Origin of the sequence: Micromonospora matsumotoense (assembly GCF_900091525.1) — a bacterium.
GTDB classification, from domain to species: Bacteria; Actinomycetota; Actinomycetes; order Mycobacteriales; family Micromonosporaceae; genus Micromonospora; species Micromonospora matsumotoensis.
Map to the genome: position 1 here is coordinate 343,142 of NZ_FMCU01000002.1, position 15,312 is coordinate 358,453.

The following is a 15,312-nucleotide window of genomic DNA, read 5'->3' on the forward strand; positions in this document are numbered from 1 at the left end:
ACCGCTGCTGCGGACGGGTAGGGTTGGGGTAAGGATCACTGCAACGGACTGTCCTCGTCGTACGAGTCCCACGTGCCGTGACCCCTGTCGTCCCGCCCCTCCGGGAGGTCAGATGAGTTTCCTCGGTCCTGTCCACAAGACCCGAGTGGCCCGGCCCGCAGCGACGCGGTCGCCCGGCCTCCCGTCCATGCCCCGGTCCGGTCGTGCCGTGGCCCCCGGCCCCGGTCGACGATGACCGGCTCGGCGCAGGACGCCGGTTTCTCCATCACCCCGCCCCGCCCCGGCCGGCTGCCGCTGCGGGGGCGGGACGCACTGGTCGAGACGATCCTGCGGGCCGCCGAGCCACCGGCCGGGACGACCCGCGCCCCCGAGGAGTCGGCCCAGATCCTCTGGGGACTGGGCGGCTGCGGCAAGAGCGCCACCGCCCTGGAGGTGGCCCGCCGGCTGGAGGCACGCGGTCGCCGGGTCTGGTGGATCTCGGCGAAGGACTCGGCCCGGGTCAGCGCCGGCATGCGTGAGGTCGCCGGCCAACTCCAGGCCCCGGAGAGCCAGCTCGACCTGGCCTGGGCGGGCAAGACCCGCAGCCCGGTGGAGCTGGTCTGGGCGCTGCTCAACGAGTCGGACCGGCCCTGGCTGCTGATCTTCGACAACGCCGACGAGCCGTCCCTGCTGGCCCCGCTCGACGGTCGGGTCGCCGAGGGCACCGGTTGGTTCCGGCAGCCGCGTACCCGCAACGGGCTCGTCCTGGTGACCACCCGGGACGGCCGGCAGGAGACCTGGGGCGACTGGTCCACCATGCACCCGGTCAAGGAGTTGTCCCCGCCGGACGCCGCCCAGGTGCTGATCGACCTGGCCGGCGACGCGCCCGGCACCCCGGCCCAGGCGACCGGCCTGGCCACCCGGTTGAAGGGGCATCCGTTGGCCCTGCGCGGAGCGGGCACCTACCTCGCCGAGGCCAACCGCATCCCGGTGGGCGGTGCCGGGGTCTCCATCCGCACCTACGACGGCTACCGGGAGGCCCTGGACCGCCGCTCGGCGGCCGGCACCACCCGCACCGTGTCGCAGGCGTTCGACCGGGCGGTGCGGCCGGTCGTGCAGTCCTGGGAGATGTCGCTGGACCTGCTCGCCGGGCGGGAACTGGCCCAGGCCCGCCCGGTGCTGCGGCTGCTGGCGTCGCTGGGGGACGCGCCCATCCCGTACCAGATCCTGCTGGACCCGGCCCGGCTGTCGGCGTCCCGGCTGATCGGCGAGATCGGCGAGGACCGGCTGCGCGAGGTGCTCCGGTCGCTGGCCGACTTCGCCCTGGTCGACCTCGGCGTGATCGAGTCGCTGCCGGTGCGGTCACCGGTCGCCCACGTGGTGACCCTGCACCCGCTGGTGCGTGAGCTGGTGCACGACCATCCCGACGTGATCGCCGACCGGGCCGCCTACCACGAGCTGGTGCTCACCCTGCTGGACGTGCTGCGGCTGCGGGACCCGGACCGGCCCCGGGAGGAGGAGTTCGACCCCGACGAGCCCGACAAGTGGGCCAGCTGGCACGTGCTGGCCCCGCCGACGACCGGGGCGGTGCTGGCGTTCTTCGACGCGGGGGAGTTGCCGCGCACCGAGCCGGAACTGCTCACCACCGCGCTGGACCTGGCCCGGTTGATCGCCCGCTACCTGCTGGCCGTCAGCCTGCCCGGTCAGGCCGAGATCTTCCTGGAGCGGTGCCTGGCCGCCTGCCGCCGGATCGGCCTGGACATGCGCGAGCGGGCGGTGCTGAGCCTGCGGCACGAGCGGTCCCGTGCGGCGTTGGAGCAGGGGCAGCTGACCTGGGCCGAGAAGGAGCTCCGGGAGATCATCCCGGCCCGCGAGGCGCTGCTCGGCCGGGAGCACCGCAACACCCTGGCCAGTCGGCACAAGCTCGCCCGGACCATCCTCGAACAGGGCCGGTGGGCCGACGCCGAGCAGGAGTTGCGGGACATCGTCCGGGCGGAGTTCCGGGTCCGCGGGCCGGAGGACCGGGACACCATGACCGCCCGGCACAGCCTGGCCGACGCGGTGGTCGCCCAGGGCCGGTACGCCGAGGCCCGCGCCGAGCTGACCGAGATCCTGGAGATCCGGCTGCGGCACTGGGCCCCCGACCACCTCCAGACGCTGACCGTCCGGCACACCCTGGACCGCTGCCGGTTGCTGGAGGGGCAGGCCGCCGAGGCCCTCGCCGACCTGCGGGCGATCCTCGCCACCGACACCGCCAAGCGGGAGGTTCAGCACCTCGGGATGATCAATGCCCGGCACACCCTGGCCGAGGCGCTGATCGCCACCGGCGAACGGGTCGAGGCCGAGAAGGTCCTCGCCGCGGTCGTCGCCGACCGACGGCGCATCCTCGGCGACGACCACCCCGAGACGGTACGGGCGGAGGCGGGCCTGCGACAGCTACAGGGCGGATGAGCACGGCCGTGCCGCAGCCGGCCCGACGAGGGAGTGACGTGAGCCAACACCTGCGCCGCAGCGACCGACTGACCCCCGGGTCGCTGCGGGAACTCGCCACCGGGGAGATCGACCTCATCTGGCACCGGGAGTACTACCCGCCGGCCGAGTGCGACGCCGCGCTGCCCCGGGTGGTGGCCGCCGTCGATGCGGCGAACTTCTCCCTCACCAAGGAGTTCACCAGCGTCGGGACGTCGATGGGGCAGGTCGCCAACGGCGGTGAGGTGGTCCGCCGCTACCTCGACGACGCCCCGGCGACGACCCGGCTGATCCGGCACGAGGTGTTCGCCGGTCGGCAGTCGCCCACCGACCTGATCCGGCTCGACCTCGACGAGATGTGGCCGGCCGGTGCGACGGTCGGCCGGCACGAGGGGCGGATGATGCTGCCCGGGGTGCTGCGCCGGATGACCCCCGGTGGCCGGGGCCGCCCGCACATCGACCGCCGGCAGATCCCGCTGCTGGACACCTACCGGCTGCGGCGGCGGCTCGGGGTGAACATCTACCTGGAGGTCCCGACGCCCGGCGCCGGCGGGGAGATCGACTTCTGGGGGCACCTGGGCGAGGAGGAGTTCGTCGCGCTCAAGACCGACCCGTTCGATTACGGCCTCGAACCGGAGCAGGTCGGGCCGCCGCACGACACGGTGCTGCCCGGCAAGGGTGACCTGGTGATGTTCGAGGCGGGGCGGATGCACGGGGTGCGGGAGGTGCGCGAGGGCTGCCGGACCTCCGCCGCCTGCTTCGTCGGGGTACGCGACCGGGCCGACCCGCTGCTGCTGTTCGCCTGACGGGCCGTCCGGGCGTTGCCACGGCCCGGGGTGATCCTCTACGGTCGGTCCAGCGGTTGGCGGTGCGGTCCTACCCAACCACCACCGCCGAGCGGCCCCGTGGCGGGCCGGGGCCGGTGGGGCCCCGGGACGCCCCGCCGGTGGCCCGACGGCGGTCCCGTGTGTCCTCCTACCCCCTCGCCGGTCTGCGCCCTTTGCCGCGTTCGGAGTCGGTACGGTGGGAAACACGCCGAGCCGCCCGGGAGATCCCGTGTTCCTCACGCCCCACGAGCAGGACCGCCTGCTCGTCCACGTCGCTGCGGACGTCGCCCGTCGACGACGCGAGCGCGGACTGCGCCTCAACTACCCCGAAGCCGTCGCCCTGATCACCGCCTTCCTGCTGGAGGGCGCCCGGGACGGCCGGACGGTCACCGACCTGATGGCCGCCGGCCGGACCGTGCTCAGCCGCGACGACGTGCTCGACGGAATCCCCGAGATGCTGGGGGAGGTGCAGGTGGAGGCGACGTTCCCGGACGGCACCAAGCTGGTGACGGTGCACCACCCGATCCCGTGATCCCCGGGGAGATCCTGCCCGGCGACGGCCCGGTCGAGATCAACGCGGGCCGCCCGGTGACCACCCTGCTGGTGGTCAACACCGCCGACCGGCCGATCCAGGTCGGCTCGCACTACCACTTCGCCGAGACCAACCCGGGGCTGCGCTTCGACCGCGACGCCGCGTACGGGCAGCGACTCGCCGTACCGGCGGGGACGTCGGTGCGGTTCGAGCCGGGGGTCAGCCGCACCGTCGACCTGGTGCCGCTGGGCGGCGCCCGGATCGTGCCCGGGTTGCGCGGCGAGGTCGCCGGCCCGCTCGACCGGGAGCCGAGCCGACCCGCCGGGCAGCCCGGCCCGCGTGACAGGGAGGCCGGCCGGTGAGCACCGTGGACCGGCGGCGCTACGCCGACCTGTACGGCCCGACCGCCGGCGACCGGATCCGGTTGGCCGACACCGACCTGCTGATCGAGGTGGAGGTCGACCACTGCGTCGGCGGGGACGAGGCGGTCTTCGGCGGCGGCAAGGTGATCCGCGAGTCGATGGGCCAGTCCCGGGCCACCCGGGCCGAGGGCGCCCTGGACACGGTGATCACCGGCGCGGTGGTGCTGGACCACTGGGGGGTGGTGAAGGCCGACGTCGGGCTGCGCGACGGCCGGATCGTGGCGCTGGGCCGGGCCGGCAACCCGGACACCATGCCCGGCGTCCACCCCGACCTGGTGATCGGTCCGTCGACCGAGGTGATCGCGGGCAACGGGCGGATCCTCACCGCCGGGGCGGTGGACACCCACGTGCACCTCATCTGCCCGCAGATCGTCACCGAGGCGCTCACCTCGGGGATCACCACCCTGGTCGGCGGGGGCACCGGCCCGGCCGAAGGCACCCGGGCCACCACGGTCACCCCGAACGCCTGGCACCTGGCCCGGATGCACGAGGCACTGGACGCCTTCCCGGTGAACGTGCTGCTGCTGGGCAAGGGCAACACGGTCTCCACCGAGGCGCTGTGGGAGCAGTTGCGGGCCGGCGCGGGCGGGTTCAAGCTGCACGAGGACTGGGGGACCACCCCGGCGGCGATCGACGCCTGCCTGCGGGTCGCCGACGCGTCCGGGGTGCAGGTCTCCATCCACACCGACACCCTCAACGAGGCCGGCTTCGTGGCCGACACGCTGCGCGCGATCGCCGGCCGGGCGATCCACTCGTACCACACCGAGGGGGCGGGGGGCGGGCACGCGCCGGACATCATCACGGTGGCCGGGGAGCCGAACGTGCTGCCGTCGTCGACGAACCCGACCCGCCCGTACACCCGCAACACCCTCGCCGAGCACCTCGACATGCTGATGGTCTGCCACCACCTCAACCCGTCGGTGCCGGAGGACCTGGCCTTTGCGGAGAGCCGGATCCGGCCGTCCACGATGGCCGCCGAGGACCTGCTGCACGACCTCGGCGCGATCTCCATCATCGGCTCCGACTCGCAGGCGATGGGGCGGGTCGGCGAGGTGATCACCCGGACCTGGCAGAGCGCCCACGTGATGAAGCGGCGGGTGGGCGCGCTGCCCGGCGACGGCCCGGCCGACAACCACCGGGCCCGCCGCTACGTGGCGAAGTACACCATCTGCGCGGCGATGGCCAACGGCCTGGAAGGCGAGATCGGCTCGGTGGAGCCCGGCAAGCTCGCCGATCTGGTGCTCTGGGACCCGGCGTTCTTCGGCGTCCGCCCGCACCTGGTGATCAAGGGCGGGATGATCGCGTACGCGCAGATGGGTGACGCGAACGCCTCCATCCCCACCCCGCAGCCGATGCTGCCGAGGCCGATGTTCGGCGCGTACGGCGTGGTGCCCGCCGCGACCAGCGTGGCGTTCGTGGCGCCGGCGGCGTTGGAGGCGGGCCTGCGCCTGGACGTGCGTCGTCCGCTGGTCCCGGTGGCCGACGTGCGGTCGCGGGGCAAGGCGGACCTGCCGGAGAACGGGGCGCTGCCGCGCATCGAGGTCGACCCGGACACCTTCACCGTCCGCATCGACGGGGTGGTGGTCGACCCGGAGCCGGTGTCCGAGCTGCCCATGGCCCAGCGGTACCACCTCTTCTGATGACCCCGTCGAGCATGGTACTGCTGCTGGCCGACGGCAGGTTCCCCGCCGGGGCGCACGCCCACTCCGGCGGGTTGGAAGCCGCGGTGGCGGCCGGCCTGGTCACCGATCCGGCCACCCTGGGCGAGTTCCTGCGCGGCCGGTTGGCCACCGGCGGACTGGTCGCCGCCGCGTTCGCGGTGGCGGCGCACCGGGCCGCCGGGGTGGTCGACCGTCGGTCCACGTTGGCCCGGCTGGACGCCGAACTGGACGCCCGGACCGCCGCACCGGCGCTGCGGGCGGTGTCCCGCCGGCAGGGCCGGGCCCTGCTGCGGGCCGGCCGGGAACTCTGGCCGACCGGCGGGTTCGAGGCCCTGCCCGCCGGCCCGCCCGGCCCGCACCAGCCGCTGGTGCTCGGCCTGGTCGCGGCCGCCGCCGACCTGGACCCGGTGGCGGTGGCCACCATCGCCGCGTACGGGTCGATGACCGGCCCGGCCAGCGCGGCGGTGCGGCTGCTCGGGCTCGACCCGTACCGGGTGCACGCGGTGCTGGCGGCGCTGGCCGCCGACTGCGACGCCACGGCGGCCCGTGCGGTCGCCACCGCTGCCGATCCACCCGAGCGGTTGCCGGCCCCGGCCGCCCCGCTCACCGACATCCACGCCGAAGTCCACACCACCTGGGAGGTGCGTCTCTTTGCGTCCTGAATCCGTGTCGCCGACCCCGCACGAGCCGGTCCCGCACGACGAGACCGTGCCACACACCCACCCCGAGCCGGGGGTCGACCCGCACGCCCCGCTACCGTCCACCGTCCGCCCGCTGCGCGTGGGCATCGGCGGGCCGGTCGGATCGGGCAAGACCGCCCTGGTCGCGGCGCTGTGCCGGGCCTTCGCCGACGAGCTGCGCCTGGGCGTGGTGACCAACGACATCTACACCACCGAGGACGCCGACTTCCTGCGCCGGGCCGGGGTGCTCGACCCGGCGCGGATCCGGGCGGTGGAGACCGGCTGCTGCCCGCACACCGCGATCCGCGACGACATCGGCGCGAACCTGGACGCCATCGACGAACTGGTCGACGGGGTCGGGCCGCTGGACCTGGTGCTGGTGGAGAGCGGCGGGGACAACCTCACCGCCACGTTCAGCCGGGGGCTGGTCGACCGGCAGATCTTCGTGGTCGACGTCGCCGGTGGGGACAAGGTCCCCCGCAAGGGCGGCCCCGGGGTGACCGCCGCCGACCTGCTGGTCATCAACAAGACCGACCTGGCGCCGATGGTGCGCGCCGACCTGTCGGTGATGGACCGCGACGCCCGCGCCCGGCGGGGTGACCTGCCGACGGTGTTCCTGTCCATCGTGGTCGACCCGTTGGCATCCGCGGTGGCCGACTGGGTCCGCCACGAGCTGGCGCACCACCGTGGCCGGCTGGCCGTCGGCTGATGCGCGCGGTCGCCCGGTTGGTGGCGGTGGCCGACGGCAGGGGCGGCACCGTGCTGCGCGAACTGCGCGGGGAGTCGCCGCTGCTGCTGCGGCAGGCCGCCGCCGAGGACGGCGTCGCCACGGTGTACGTCGTCGGCGGTGCGGCCGGCCCGTTGGCCGGTGACGACCTGCGGTTGACGGTCGAGGTGGGGCCGGGGGCGGCGGTGCGGGTGCGTACCGTCGCCGCCTCGGTGGCCCTGCCCGGCCGGCCGGGGGCGGTCTCCCGGATGCGGGTGGAGGCGGTGGTGGGCGTCGCCGGCACCCTGCACTGGCTGCCGGAGCAGTTGGTGGCGGCGGCCGGCGGCGACCACGTCGCCGAGTCCCGGGTGGAGTTGGCCGAGGGCGCCCGGCTGACCTGGCGTGAGGAACTCGTCTGCGGCCGGTACGGCGAGTCCGCCGGCAACGCCGTGCTGGCCACCTCGGTCGACTACGCCGGTCGGCCGCTGCTGCGGCAGTCCCTGGCGGTCGGCCCGGCGGCACCGGGCTGGGCCGGGCCGGCGGTGCTCGGCGGGGCGACGGCGACCGGCTCGCTGCTGGTGGTCGACCCGGACCGCCGGCCCGGACCGGCCGAGGTGGAGGCCGTCGGCGGGGCAGCCCGGGGCCGGGTCCTCCAGACCCCTGGGGGCGCGCTGGCCGCCTGGCTGCCGCTGACCGGTGGCCCGGCCGACCTGCTCACCGCCACCGCCGCCGATGCGCACACCCTGCGTGTCCTGCTCAGTGCCCCCGCCGGGGGCGGTGTCGGCCCGGTGGGGGGCGCGGCGGCCGGCCCGTTGCCCGTCACCACCGTGACGGCCCCTCGCCCGGGGGCCGCCGCGGGCACCGCGCGGGTGGACGCCGTCGGCCGCCGCTGAGCTGTGGCTGCGGGTCGCCCGGTCAGCCGGCCCGGACCGGGCGGCGGCGCGGGTCGAGCCGGGCGACCAGGCCGACGAGCTGACCGGTCAGCGCCGCGTCGTCGATGATGCCGGTCAGCTCGGCCCGGACCAGGGCGTCGACGCGTTCGTGTTCGCGGCGGCCCCGGGGGGTGAGGTAGGCCCGGATGCGTCGCCGGTCGAACGGGTCGATCCGACGGTGCACCAGGTTCTGGTCGACGAGTTGGTCGACGATCTTCGTGAGGGTGCCCGGCGGCAGCGACTCCTCGGTGGAGACCTCGCTCATCGGATGGCCCTGCCCGTCGGCGAGGCGGCACAGCACCCGCCACGCCTCGACGGTGAGCCCCTCGGTGGCGAGCACCGCGCCGACCCGCCGGGCGAGCAGTCGTTCGGCGCGGGTGAGCGCGCGCATCAGGTCGACGGGCGTTGCGGGATCGTCGGCCATGTCTCTCCCCGTTCGGTGGGTTGCCATGTTACCGAAGCGTCCCGGTTTTCGGTCGGGTCTGGTGGCCCGCCAGGGTTGCCGGCAATCATGTCAGCATGTCCGTGCCGGTGCCGGGTCCCCACGGTGTGCCGGAGCCGTTCCCCCGGTCGGGCGGCACGACCGGCGCAGCGCCCTGGCTGACCGTCGACCGGTCGGTGGTCAGTGTCGCGCTGGTCTTTCCGATGCGGGGCCCCGCCGGCATGTTCGGCCCCACCTGTGAGCTGTGTGCCCAGTTGGCCGTGGAGGAGGTCAACCGGGCCGGCGGGGTGCTCGGCCGGGAGTTGCGGCTGGTGCCGGTCGACGGCGGGGCGCCACCGGCGCAGGTCGCCGCCGAGGTGGAGGCACTGGTCTCGACCGGTGCGGTGCAGGGGGTCACCGGCTGGCACATCTCCTCGGTCCGGCAGGCGGTGGCACCCCGCATCGCGCACCGGGTGCCGTATGTCTACACCGCCCTGTACGAGGGCGGGGAGCGTACCGAGGGGGTCTTTCTGACCAGCGAGACACCCGATGCGCAGCTCTGGCCGGCGATGCGGCTGCTCGCCCGGGAGCAGGGCGTACGCCGCTGGTACGTGGTGGGCAACGACTACGTCTGGCCGCGCCGGACCGCGCGGGCCGCCCAGCGGTACGCCCGGGACAGCGGTGCGCGGGTGTGCGGGCGGGCGTTCCTGCCGTTGGGTACCGAGGACTTCGGGCCGGTGCTGCGGGAGGTCGAACGGGCCGAGGCCGACGCGGTGCTGATGCTGCTCGTCGGGGCCGACGCGGTCCGGTTCAACCGGGCCTTCGGTCGGTCCGCACTGGACCAGCGGTGCCTGCGGTTGAGCACCCTGATGGACGAGAACATGCTGCTGGCCAGCGGGATCGGCGGCACCCGCCGACTGTTCAGCACGGCGGGTTTCTTCGCCGGCCTGGTCACCCGGGAGAACCTGGATTTCCACGGGGCGTTCGCCCGCCGCTTCGGGGTGGACGCGCCGCCGCTGGGCAGCCTGGGGGAGTCCTGCTACGAGGGCGTGATGCTGCTCGCCGCCCTGATCGCCCGGGCCCGCACCCTGGACGTCCGGGCGATCGGCGCGGCGGCCGACGCGGTCACCTACCACGGCCCCCGCGGCGAGCTGCACCTGCGCCACCGCCACGTCCGCCAACGCATCTACCTCGCCGAAGCCGACGGCCTCGACTTCACCGTCCTCTCCCAACTCTGACCCCCGCCGCCGCCGCCGCCGCCGCCCCCGCCCCCGCCCCCGCCCCCGCCCCCGCCCCGCCCGTCCCGCCCCGGTGATCAAGAGGTTTTGGCCATCCGGCGGCGCTCTGGTGACGTGAACCTCTTGATCACCGTGGAGATCGGAGGGTGGGGGAGTTGGGAGGCGGGTGGGGCGGGGGTGGGATGGGGTGGGTGGTTGACAGGGGGGTGGGTGGGGGTTCTAGGATGCTTCCTGCGTGAAGTATCCGCCATTCCTGCCATTGTTGAGGGCGCGTCCAGGCGGTTGACTGTTTGCCTGCGCAGCGCGGGCGGCCGGCGTGTGCCGTGCATTTATTCGGGGCCATCGTCCATTGTGACGGTGGCCTTTTTGCATGCGTCGAGATCGGTTCGGGAAACAGCCAATTAAGGGCTGGGAAACGTGGTGGCAATCAACTGGGCAGAAGCTGTGGCTGCCCGAAAGTCCACTGCGGACCGCGTGGTGACGCCCCACCCGTCACCCGGTGGCACCGCCGACGAACATCGTGACCGCACCGCTTGCCAATCATTCACAGCAATACCTGTCGACCAGTGCTGGTCGGCACGGAAAATCGTCCGGCGAACATCGCTCCGCAGGGAGATTGAATGTCACAGTTCCGGGGCCGCCGCATCCTGGCGGGCGCCATGACCCTGATTGCCGCCGCCGCACTGGCCGGTTGTGGCAGCAAGACCTCCGACGAGAAGTCGACCGCCGGTGTCAGTGCCGACGTCTCCGGTGACACCGTCAAGGTCGGACTGCTCAACTCGCTCTCCGGCACCATGGCCATCAGCGAGGTCACCGTGCGGGACTCCATCATGCTGGCCGTCGAGGAGATCAACGCCGGCGGTGGCGTGCTGGGCAAGAAGATCGTGCCGGTCGGGGAGGACGGCGGCTCGGACTGGCCCACCTTCGCCGAGAAGGCCGAGAAGCTGATCTCCCAGGACCGGGTCGCCGCAGTCTTCGGCTGCTGGACGTCGGCCAGCCGCAAGGCGGTCAAGCCGGTCTTCGAGAAGAACAAGGCGCTGCTGTTCTATCCGGTGCAGTACGAGGGGCTGGAGCAGTCGCCGTACATCTTCTACACCGGGGCCACCACCAACCAGCAGATCGTGCCGGGCCTGGACTACCTCAAGGCGCAGGGCAAGAAGTCGGTCTACCTGGTGGGCAGCGACTACGTCTTCCCGCGTACCGCCAACAAGATCATCAAGGCGTACGCGGCGGCGAACGGGATGACCGTGCTCGGTGAGGACTACGCCCCGCTCGGCTCCACCGAGTTCGGCACCATCGTCAACAAGGTCCGCTCGTCCAAGGCCGACGCGGTGTTCAACACCCTCAACGGCGACAGCAACGTGGCGTTCTTCAAGGAGTACACCTCCGCCGGGTTGACCGCCGCGAGCATGCCCGTGGTGTCGGTGTCGATCGCCGAGGAGGAGGTCAAGGGGATCGGCACCCAGTACCTCAAGGACCAGCTGACCGCCTGGAACTACTACCAGACCACCCCCGGCGCGGCGAACCAGAAGTTCGTCGCCGCCTACAAGGCGAAGTACGGCGCGGACAAGCCGACCAGCGACCCGATGGAGGCCGCCTACGTCGCGGTGCACCTGTGGAAGTCGATGGTGGAGAAGGCCGGCACCTTCGAGGTGGAGAAGGTCCGGACCGCCTCCGGCGGCATCACCTACGACGCCCCGGAGGGCCTGGTCACCGTGGACGGCCCCACCCAGCACATCGCCAAGACCGCCCGGATCGGCAAGGTCGGTGGCGACGGGCTGATCACCGAGGTGTGGAACTCCGGCAAGCCGATCACGCCCGACCCGTACCTGAAGAGCTACCCCTGGGCGAGCGGCCTGAGCTGACCGATCCCGGCCCGGGCGGGAGGCACCCCCGCCCGGGCCGACCCACCCCTTCGGAGCGCGAACGTGACAGTCCTCTTCGGTCAGCTCTTCACCGGCATCAGCATCGGCGCGGTGCTGCTGCTCATCGCCCTCGGCCTGGCGCTGACCTTCGGCCAGATGAACGTGATCAACATGGCGCACGGCGAGTTCATCATGGCCGGCGCCTACACCACCTATGTCCTCCAGCAGACCGTGACCGCCGCCGGCTGGTCGCTGCTGGTGGCGCTGCCGGTCGCCTTCGCGGTGGCCGGCACCATGGGCGTGCTGCTGGAGGTGCTGCTGATCCGCCGCCTCTACGCCCGCCCGTTGGACACCCTGCTGGTCACCTGGGGCGTCTCGCTGATGCTCCAGCAACTGGCCCGGGACGTCTTCGGCAGCCCCAACGTGCAGACCCGCGCCCCGGCGCTGCTGACCGGCAACGTGTCCCTGCCCGGCGGCCTCACCGTCGCCAACAACCGGCTGTTCATCCTGGCGCTCGCGCTGGCCGCCGTGCTGGCGCTGACGCTGGCCCTGCGGCTCACCCCGCTCGGGCGGCGGATCCGCGCCGTGGTGCAGAACCGTGACCTCGCCGCCGTCTCCGGCATCCCCACCGCCCGGGTCGACCGGACCACCTTCTTCATCGGCTCCGGGTTGGCCGGCGTCGCCGGGGTGGCGCTGACCCTGCTCGGTCCGATCGGCCCGACGATGGGCACCAACCTCATCATCGACGCCTTCCTGGTCGTCGTGGTCGGCGGCATCGGCCAGCTCAAGGGCAGCGTGATCGTCGCCTTCGCGCTGGGCGTGCTCCAGGCCACCGGCGAGTACCTCACCACGCTCAGCGTCGCCAAGGTGATCGTCTTCGTGGCGATCGTGGCGTTCCTCCAGTGGCGGCCCCAGGGGCTGTTCACCCTGCGTACCAGGAGCCTCGCATGACCGCCGCGCCGCTGGTCCGCACCGATCCCGCCGCCGTGGCCGGGACCCCGCCGGGTGGTCGGCGCGGTCGCCGGTTCGACGGCCCGGCCCGGACCGCCGTCGGGTTCGCCCTCGGCGCGGCGCTGCTGTTCGCCGTGGCCCCGCTGGCGCTGTCGGACTTCCGGCTGTCGCTGCTGGCCAAGTATCTCTGCGTCGCCATGGTCGGCGTCGGCATCGGCATCGCCTGGGGCCGGGGCGGCATGCTCACCCTCGGCCAGGGGGTGTTCTTCGGCCTGGGCGGTTACGCGATGGCGATGCACCTCAAGCTCGCCGACGCCGGTCCCGGCGAACTGCCCGACTTCATGCAGCTCTACGGCCAGCTCGACGAGTTGCCGCTGTGGTGGCGGCCGTTCGCCAGCCCGTGGATCGCGCTGCCGGCCACCGTGCTGCTGCCGATGGTGGTGGCGTTCGGCCTCGGCTCGCTGGTCTTCCGCCGCCGGGTGCGCGGCGCCTACTTCGCGATCCTCAGCCAGGCGCTCGCCGCCGCGATGGTGATCCTGCTCGTCGGTCAGCAGGGCACCACCGGCGGCACCAACGGCCTCACCGACATCCAGGGCTTCTTCGGGTACGACCTGGACGACCCGGTCAACCAGCGGATGGTCTACTTCATCATCGCCGCCAGCCTGCTCGCGTTGCTGGCGCTGGCCCGGCAGCTTTTCCGCAGCCGCTACGGCGAACTGCTGGTGGCGGTCCGCGACGGCGAGGAACGGGTCCGCTTCCTCGGCTACGACCCGGCGGGCGTCAAACTCGTCGGCTACGTGATCGCCGCCGGGATGGCCGGCCTGGCCGGGGCGCTCTTCGTCCCGGCGGTGGGGATCATCTCACCGGCGCTGATCGGGATCGTCCCGTCCATCGAGTTCGTCATCGGCGTCGCGGTGGGTGGCCGGGCCACCCTGCTCGGTCCGGTGCTCGGCGCGGTGGCGGTGGCCTGGGCGCGTACCGCCCTGTCGGAACGTTTCCCGGGCACCTGGACGTACCTCCAGGGATTGCTGTTCGTGCTGGTGGTGGCGTTCCTGCCGGGCGGCCTGGCGTCGCTGTGGGTGCTGGCCCGGCAGCGCCGGTCCGACCCGGCCGGTGCGCGGTGGTGGCGGCGGAGCCGGCCGGTGGAGCCGGCCGAGAACCGGACGGAGGTGTCGGCGGCATGACCGGCCCGCAACTCGACGGCCTGTGCGTACGCGACCTGCGGGTGACCTTCGACGGCTTCACCGCCGTCGACGGGGTCGACCTCGACGTGCCGCCCGGCGACATCCGTTTCCTGATCGGCCCCAACGGGGCGGGCAAGACCACAGTGGTCGACGCCGTGACCGGGCTGGTCCGGGCCACCGGCTCGGCCCGCTTCGGTGACCGGGAACTGCTCGGCCGCGACGTGCACCGCATCGCCCGGCTCGGCATCGGCCGCACCTTCCAGACCGCCTCGGTCTTCGAGGAACTGACGGTGGTGCAGAATCTCGACATCGCCGCCGGCGTCACCCGGAGTTGGTGGACGCTGGCCCGCCGGCGCAACCGGATCCCCGACGAGGTGGTCGCCGCGCTGGAGACGATCGGGTTGTCCGATCGGGGTGACCAGTTGGCGGGCACGCTGGCGCACGGGCAGAAGCAGTGGTTGGAGATCGGCATGCTGCTGGTCTCCGACGCCCGGCTGCTGCTGCTCGACGAGCCGGTCGCCGGGATGAGCCACGAGGAACGCGACGCCACCGGCGCCCTGCTGGAGACGGTCAGCCGGGACCGCACCGTGGTGGTCATCGAGCACGACATGGACTTCCTGCGCCGGTTCGCCCGCAGCGTGACCGTGCTGCACGCCGGTCGGGTGCTCAGCGAGGGCACCGTCGCCCAGGTCCAGGCGGACCCCCGGGTGCAGGAGGTCTACCTCGGCGTCGACACCGCAACGGAGGCGTGATGTTGGAGTTGCGCGGCGTGCACGCCGGCTACGGACGCAGCGAGGTGCTGCACGGGGTGGACGTGGCCGTGCCGGCCGACGGGGTGGCCGCCGTGCTCGGCCACAACGGCGCGGGCAAGAGCACCCTGTTGCGGGTCGCCGTCGGCCTGCTGCGCCCCCGCGCCGGCACGATCACCCTGGACGGTGAGGACGTCACCCGGCTCGCCCCGCACCAGCGGGTCGCCCGGGGTCTGGCGTACGTGCCGCAGGGGCAGCAGTGCTTCCCGCACCTGACGGCGGCGGAGAACCTCCAGTTGGTGGCCGACGGTCGCCGCGACGGGGCCGCCGCCACCGCCGAGGCGCTGGACCTCTTCCCGGCACTGCGCCCCCTGCTGCGTCGGCGGGCCGGCCTGCTCTCCGGCGGCCAGCGGCAGCAGTTGGCCATCGCCCGTGCGCTGGTCACCCGACCCCGGCTGCTGCTGCTCGACGAGCCCACCGAGGGCATCCAACCCTCGGTGGTCGCCGAGATCCAGGACCGGATCGTCGAGTTGGTCACCCGGGCCGGCATCCGGGTGCTGCTGGTGGAGCAGCACCTCGGCTTCGCGCTGCGGGTGGCGACCCGGCACTACGTGCTGGAGTCCGGCCGGGTCACCGCCACCGGAGACGGCGGCCGGGACGCCGAACGGTCGGTCCGTCAGGCGCTCGCTGTCTGAG

The 15,312-nt window shown here is 73.3% G+C and carries 15 protein-coding genes; 14 read left to right on the forward strand and 1 reads right to left on the reverse strand.

Annotation, left to right across the window (positions count from 1 at the left end):
• Positions 1-231: 231 nt before the first annotated feature.
• The 8 genes from GA0070216_RS05265 to GA0070216_RS05300 all read left to right on the forward strand — a co-directional run bounded on the left by GA0070216_RS05265 (position 232) and on the right by GA0070216_RS05300 (position 8,169).
• Positions 232-2,430: a tetratricopeptide repeat protein gene (locus GA0070216_RS05265; protein ID WP_091239779.1), complete on the forward strand. Its 2,199-nt coding sequence runs from the start codon at positions 232-234 to the stop codon at positions 2,428-2,430.
• A 38-nt stretch (positions 2,431-2,468) separates the two neighbouring features.
• Entirely contained in the window at positions 2,469-3,254 is a 786-nt protein-coding gene (locus GA0070216_RS05270; protein ID WP_091239783.1) for a 2OG-Fe(II) oxygenase, read from the forward strand.
• A 250-nt stretch (positions 3,255-3,504) separates the two neighbouring features.
• The gene (locus GA0070216_RS05275) at positions 3,505-3,807 is read left to right on the forward strand and encodes an urease subunit gamma (RefSeq protein ID WP_088646841.1); all 303 of its coding nucleotides are present in this window, start codon (positions 3,505-3,507) and stop codon (positions 3,805-3,807) included.
• On the forward strand, positions 3,804-4,169 hold the full coding sequence (locus tag GA0070216_RS05280; RefSeq protein WP_091239787.1) for an urease subunit beta: 366 nt from the start codon (positions 3,804-3,806) through the stop codon (positions 4,167-4,169). The genes GA0070216_RS05275 and GA0070216_RS05280 overlap by 4 nt, the downstream gene beginning before the upstream one ends.
• On the forward strand, positions 4,166-5,869 hold the full coding sequence (locus tag GA0070216_RS05285; RefSeq protein ID WP_091239790.1) for an urease subunit alpha: 1,704 nt from the start codon (positions 4,166-4,168) through the stop codon (positions 5,867-5,869). The genes GA0070216_RS05280 and GA0070216_RS05285 overlap by 4 nt, the downstream gene beginning before the upstream one ends.
• Entirely contained in the window at positions 5,869-6,552 is a 684-nt protein-coding gene (locus GA0070216_RS05290; protein ID WP_091239793.1) for an urease accessory protein UreF, read from the forward strand. The genes GA0070216_RS05285 and GA0070216_RS05290 overlap by 1 nt, the downstream gene beginning before the upstream one ends.
• Entirely contained in the window at positions 6,542-7,279 is a 738-nt protein-coding gene (gene ureG, locus GA0070216_RS05295; protein ID WP_342670707.1) for an urease accessory protein UreG, read from the forward strand. The genes GA0070216_RS05290 and ureG overlap by 11 nt, the downstream gene beginning before the upstream one ends.
• Positions 7,279-8,169 carry an urease accessory protein UreD gene (locus tag GA0070216_RS05300; RefSeq protein WP_091239797.1) on the forward strand — a complete coding sequence of 297 codons (891 nt, stop codon included), beginning with the start codon at positions 7,279-7,281 and terminating at the stop codon, positions 8,167-8,169. Before ureG ends, GA0070216_RS05300 begins: the two co-directional genes overlap by 1 nt.
• A 22-nt stretch (positions 8,170-8,191) precedes the next feature.
• On the opposite strand, the gene GA0070216_RS05305 is transcribed toward GA0070216_RS05300, so the two are convergent.
• The gene (locus GA0070216_RS05305) at positions 8,192-8,632 is read right to left on the reverse strand and encodes a MarR family winged helix-turn-helix transcriptional regulator (protein ID WP_091239800.1); all 441 of its coding nucleotides are present in this window, start codon (positions 8,630-8,632) and stop codon (positions 8,192-8,194) included.
• A gap of 95 nt (positions 8,633-8,727) precedes the next feature.
• On the opposite strand from GA0070216_RS05305, the gene GA0070216_RS05310 reads away from it, so the two are divergent.
• The 6 genes from GA0070216_RS05310 (at position 8,728) to urtE (ending at position 15,311) form a co-directional block, all read left to right on the forward strand.
• The gene (locus tag GA0070216_RS05310; protein WP_245722312.1) at positions 8,728-9,867 is read left to right on the forward strand and encodes a substrate-binding domain-containing protein; all 1,140 of its coding nucleotides are present in this window, start codon (positions 8,728-8,730) and stop codon (positions 9,865-9,867) included.
• A gap of 620 nt (positions 9,868-10,487) precedes the next feature.
• The gene (gene urtA / locus GA0070216_RS05315) at positions 10,488-11,732 is read left to right on the forward strand and encodes an urea ABC transporter substrate-binding protein (protein WP_091239804.1); all 1,245 of its coding nucleotides are present in this window, start codon (positions 10,488-10,490) and stop codon (positions 11,730-11,732) included.
• A gap of 63 nt (positions 11,733-11,795) precedes the next feature.
• On the forward strand, positions 11,796-12,683 hold the full coding sequence (gene urtB, locus GA0070216_RS05320) for an urea ABC transporter permease subunit UrtB (protein ID WP_067303848.1): 888 nt from the start codon (positions 11,796-11,798) through the stop codon (positions 12,681-12,683).
• Positions 12,680-13,867 carry an urea ABC transporter permease subunit UrtC gene (gene urtC / locus GA0070216_RS05325; RefSeq protein WP_091239807.1) on the forward strand — a complete coding sequence of 396 codons (1,188 nt, stop codon included), beginning with the start codon at positions 12,680-12,682 and terminating at the stop codon, positions 13,865-13,867. The genes urtB and urtC overlap by 4 nt, the downstream gene beginning before the upstream one ends.
• The gene (gene urtD / locus GA0070216_RS05330; RefSeq protein ID WP_091240888.1) at positions 13,864-14,619 is read left to right on the forward strand and encodes an urea ABC transporter ATP-binding protein UrtD; all 756 of its coding nucleotides are present in this window, start codon (positions 13,864-13,866) and stop codon (positions 14,617-14,619) included. The genes urtC and urtD overlap by 4 nt, the downstream gene beginning before the upstream one ends.
• Complete coding sequence (gene urtE / locus GA0070216_RS05335) at positions 14,619-15,311, forward strand: urea ABC transporter ATP-binding subunit UrtE (protein WP_091239810.1); 693 nt, start codon at positions 14,619-14,621, stop codon at positions 15,309-15,311. Before urtD ends, urtE begins: the two co-directional genes overlap by 1 nt.
• Position 15,312: the final 1 nt, after the last annotated feature.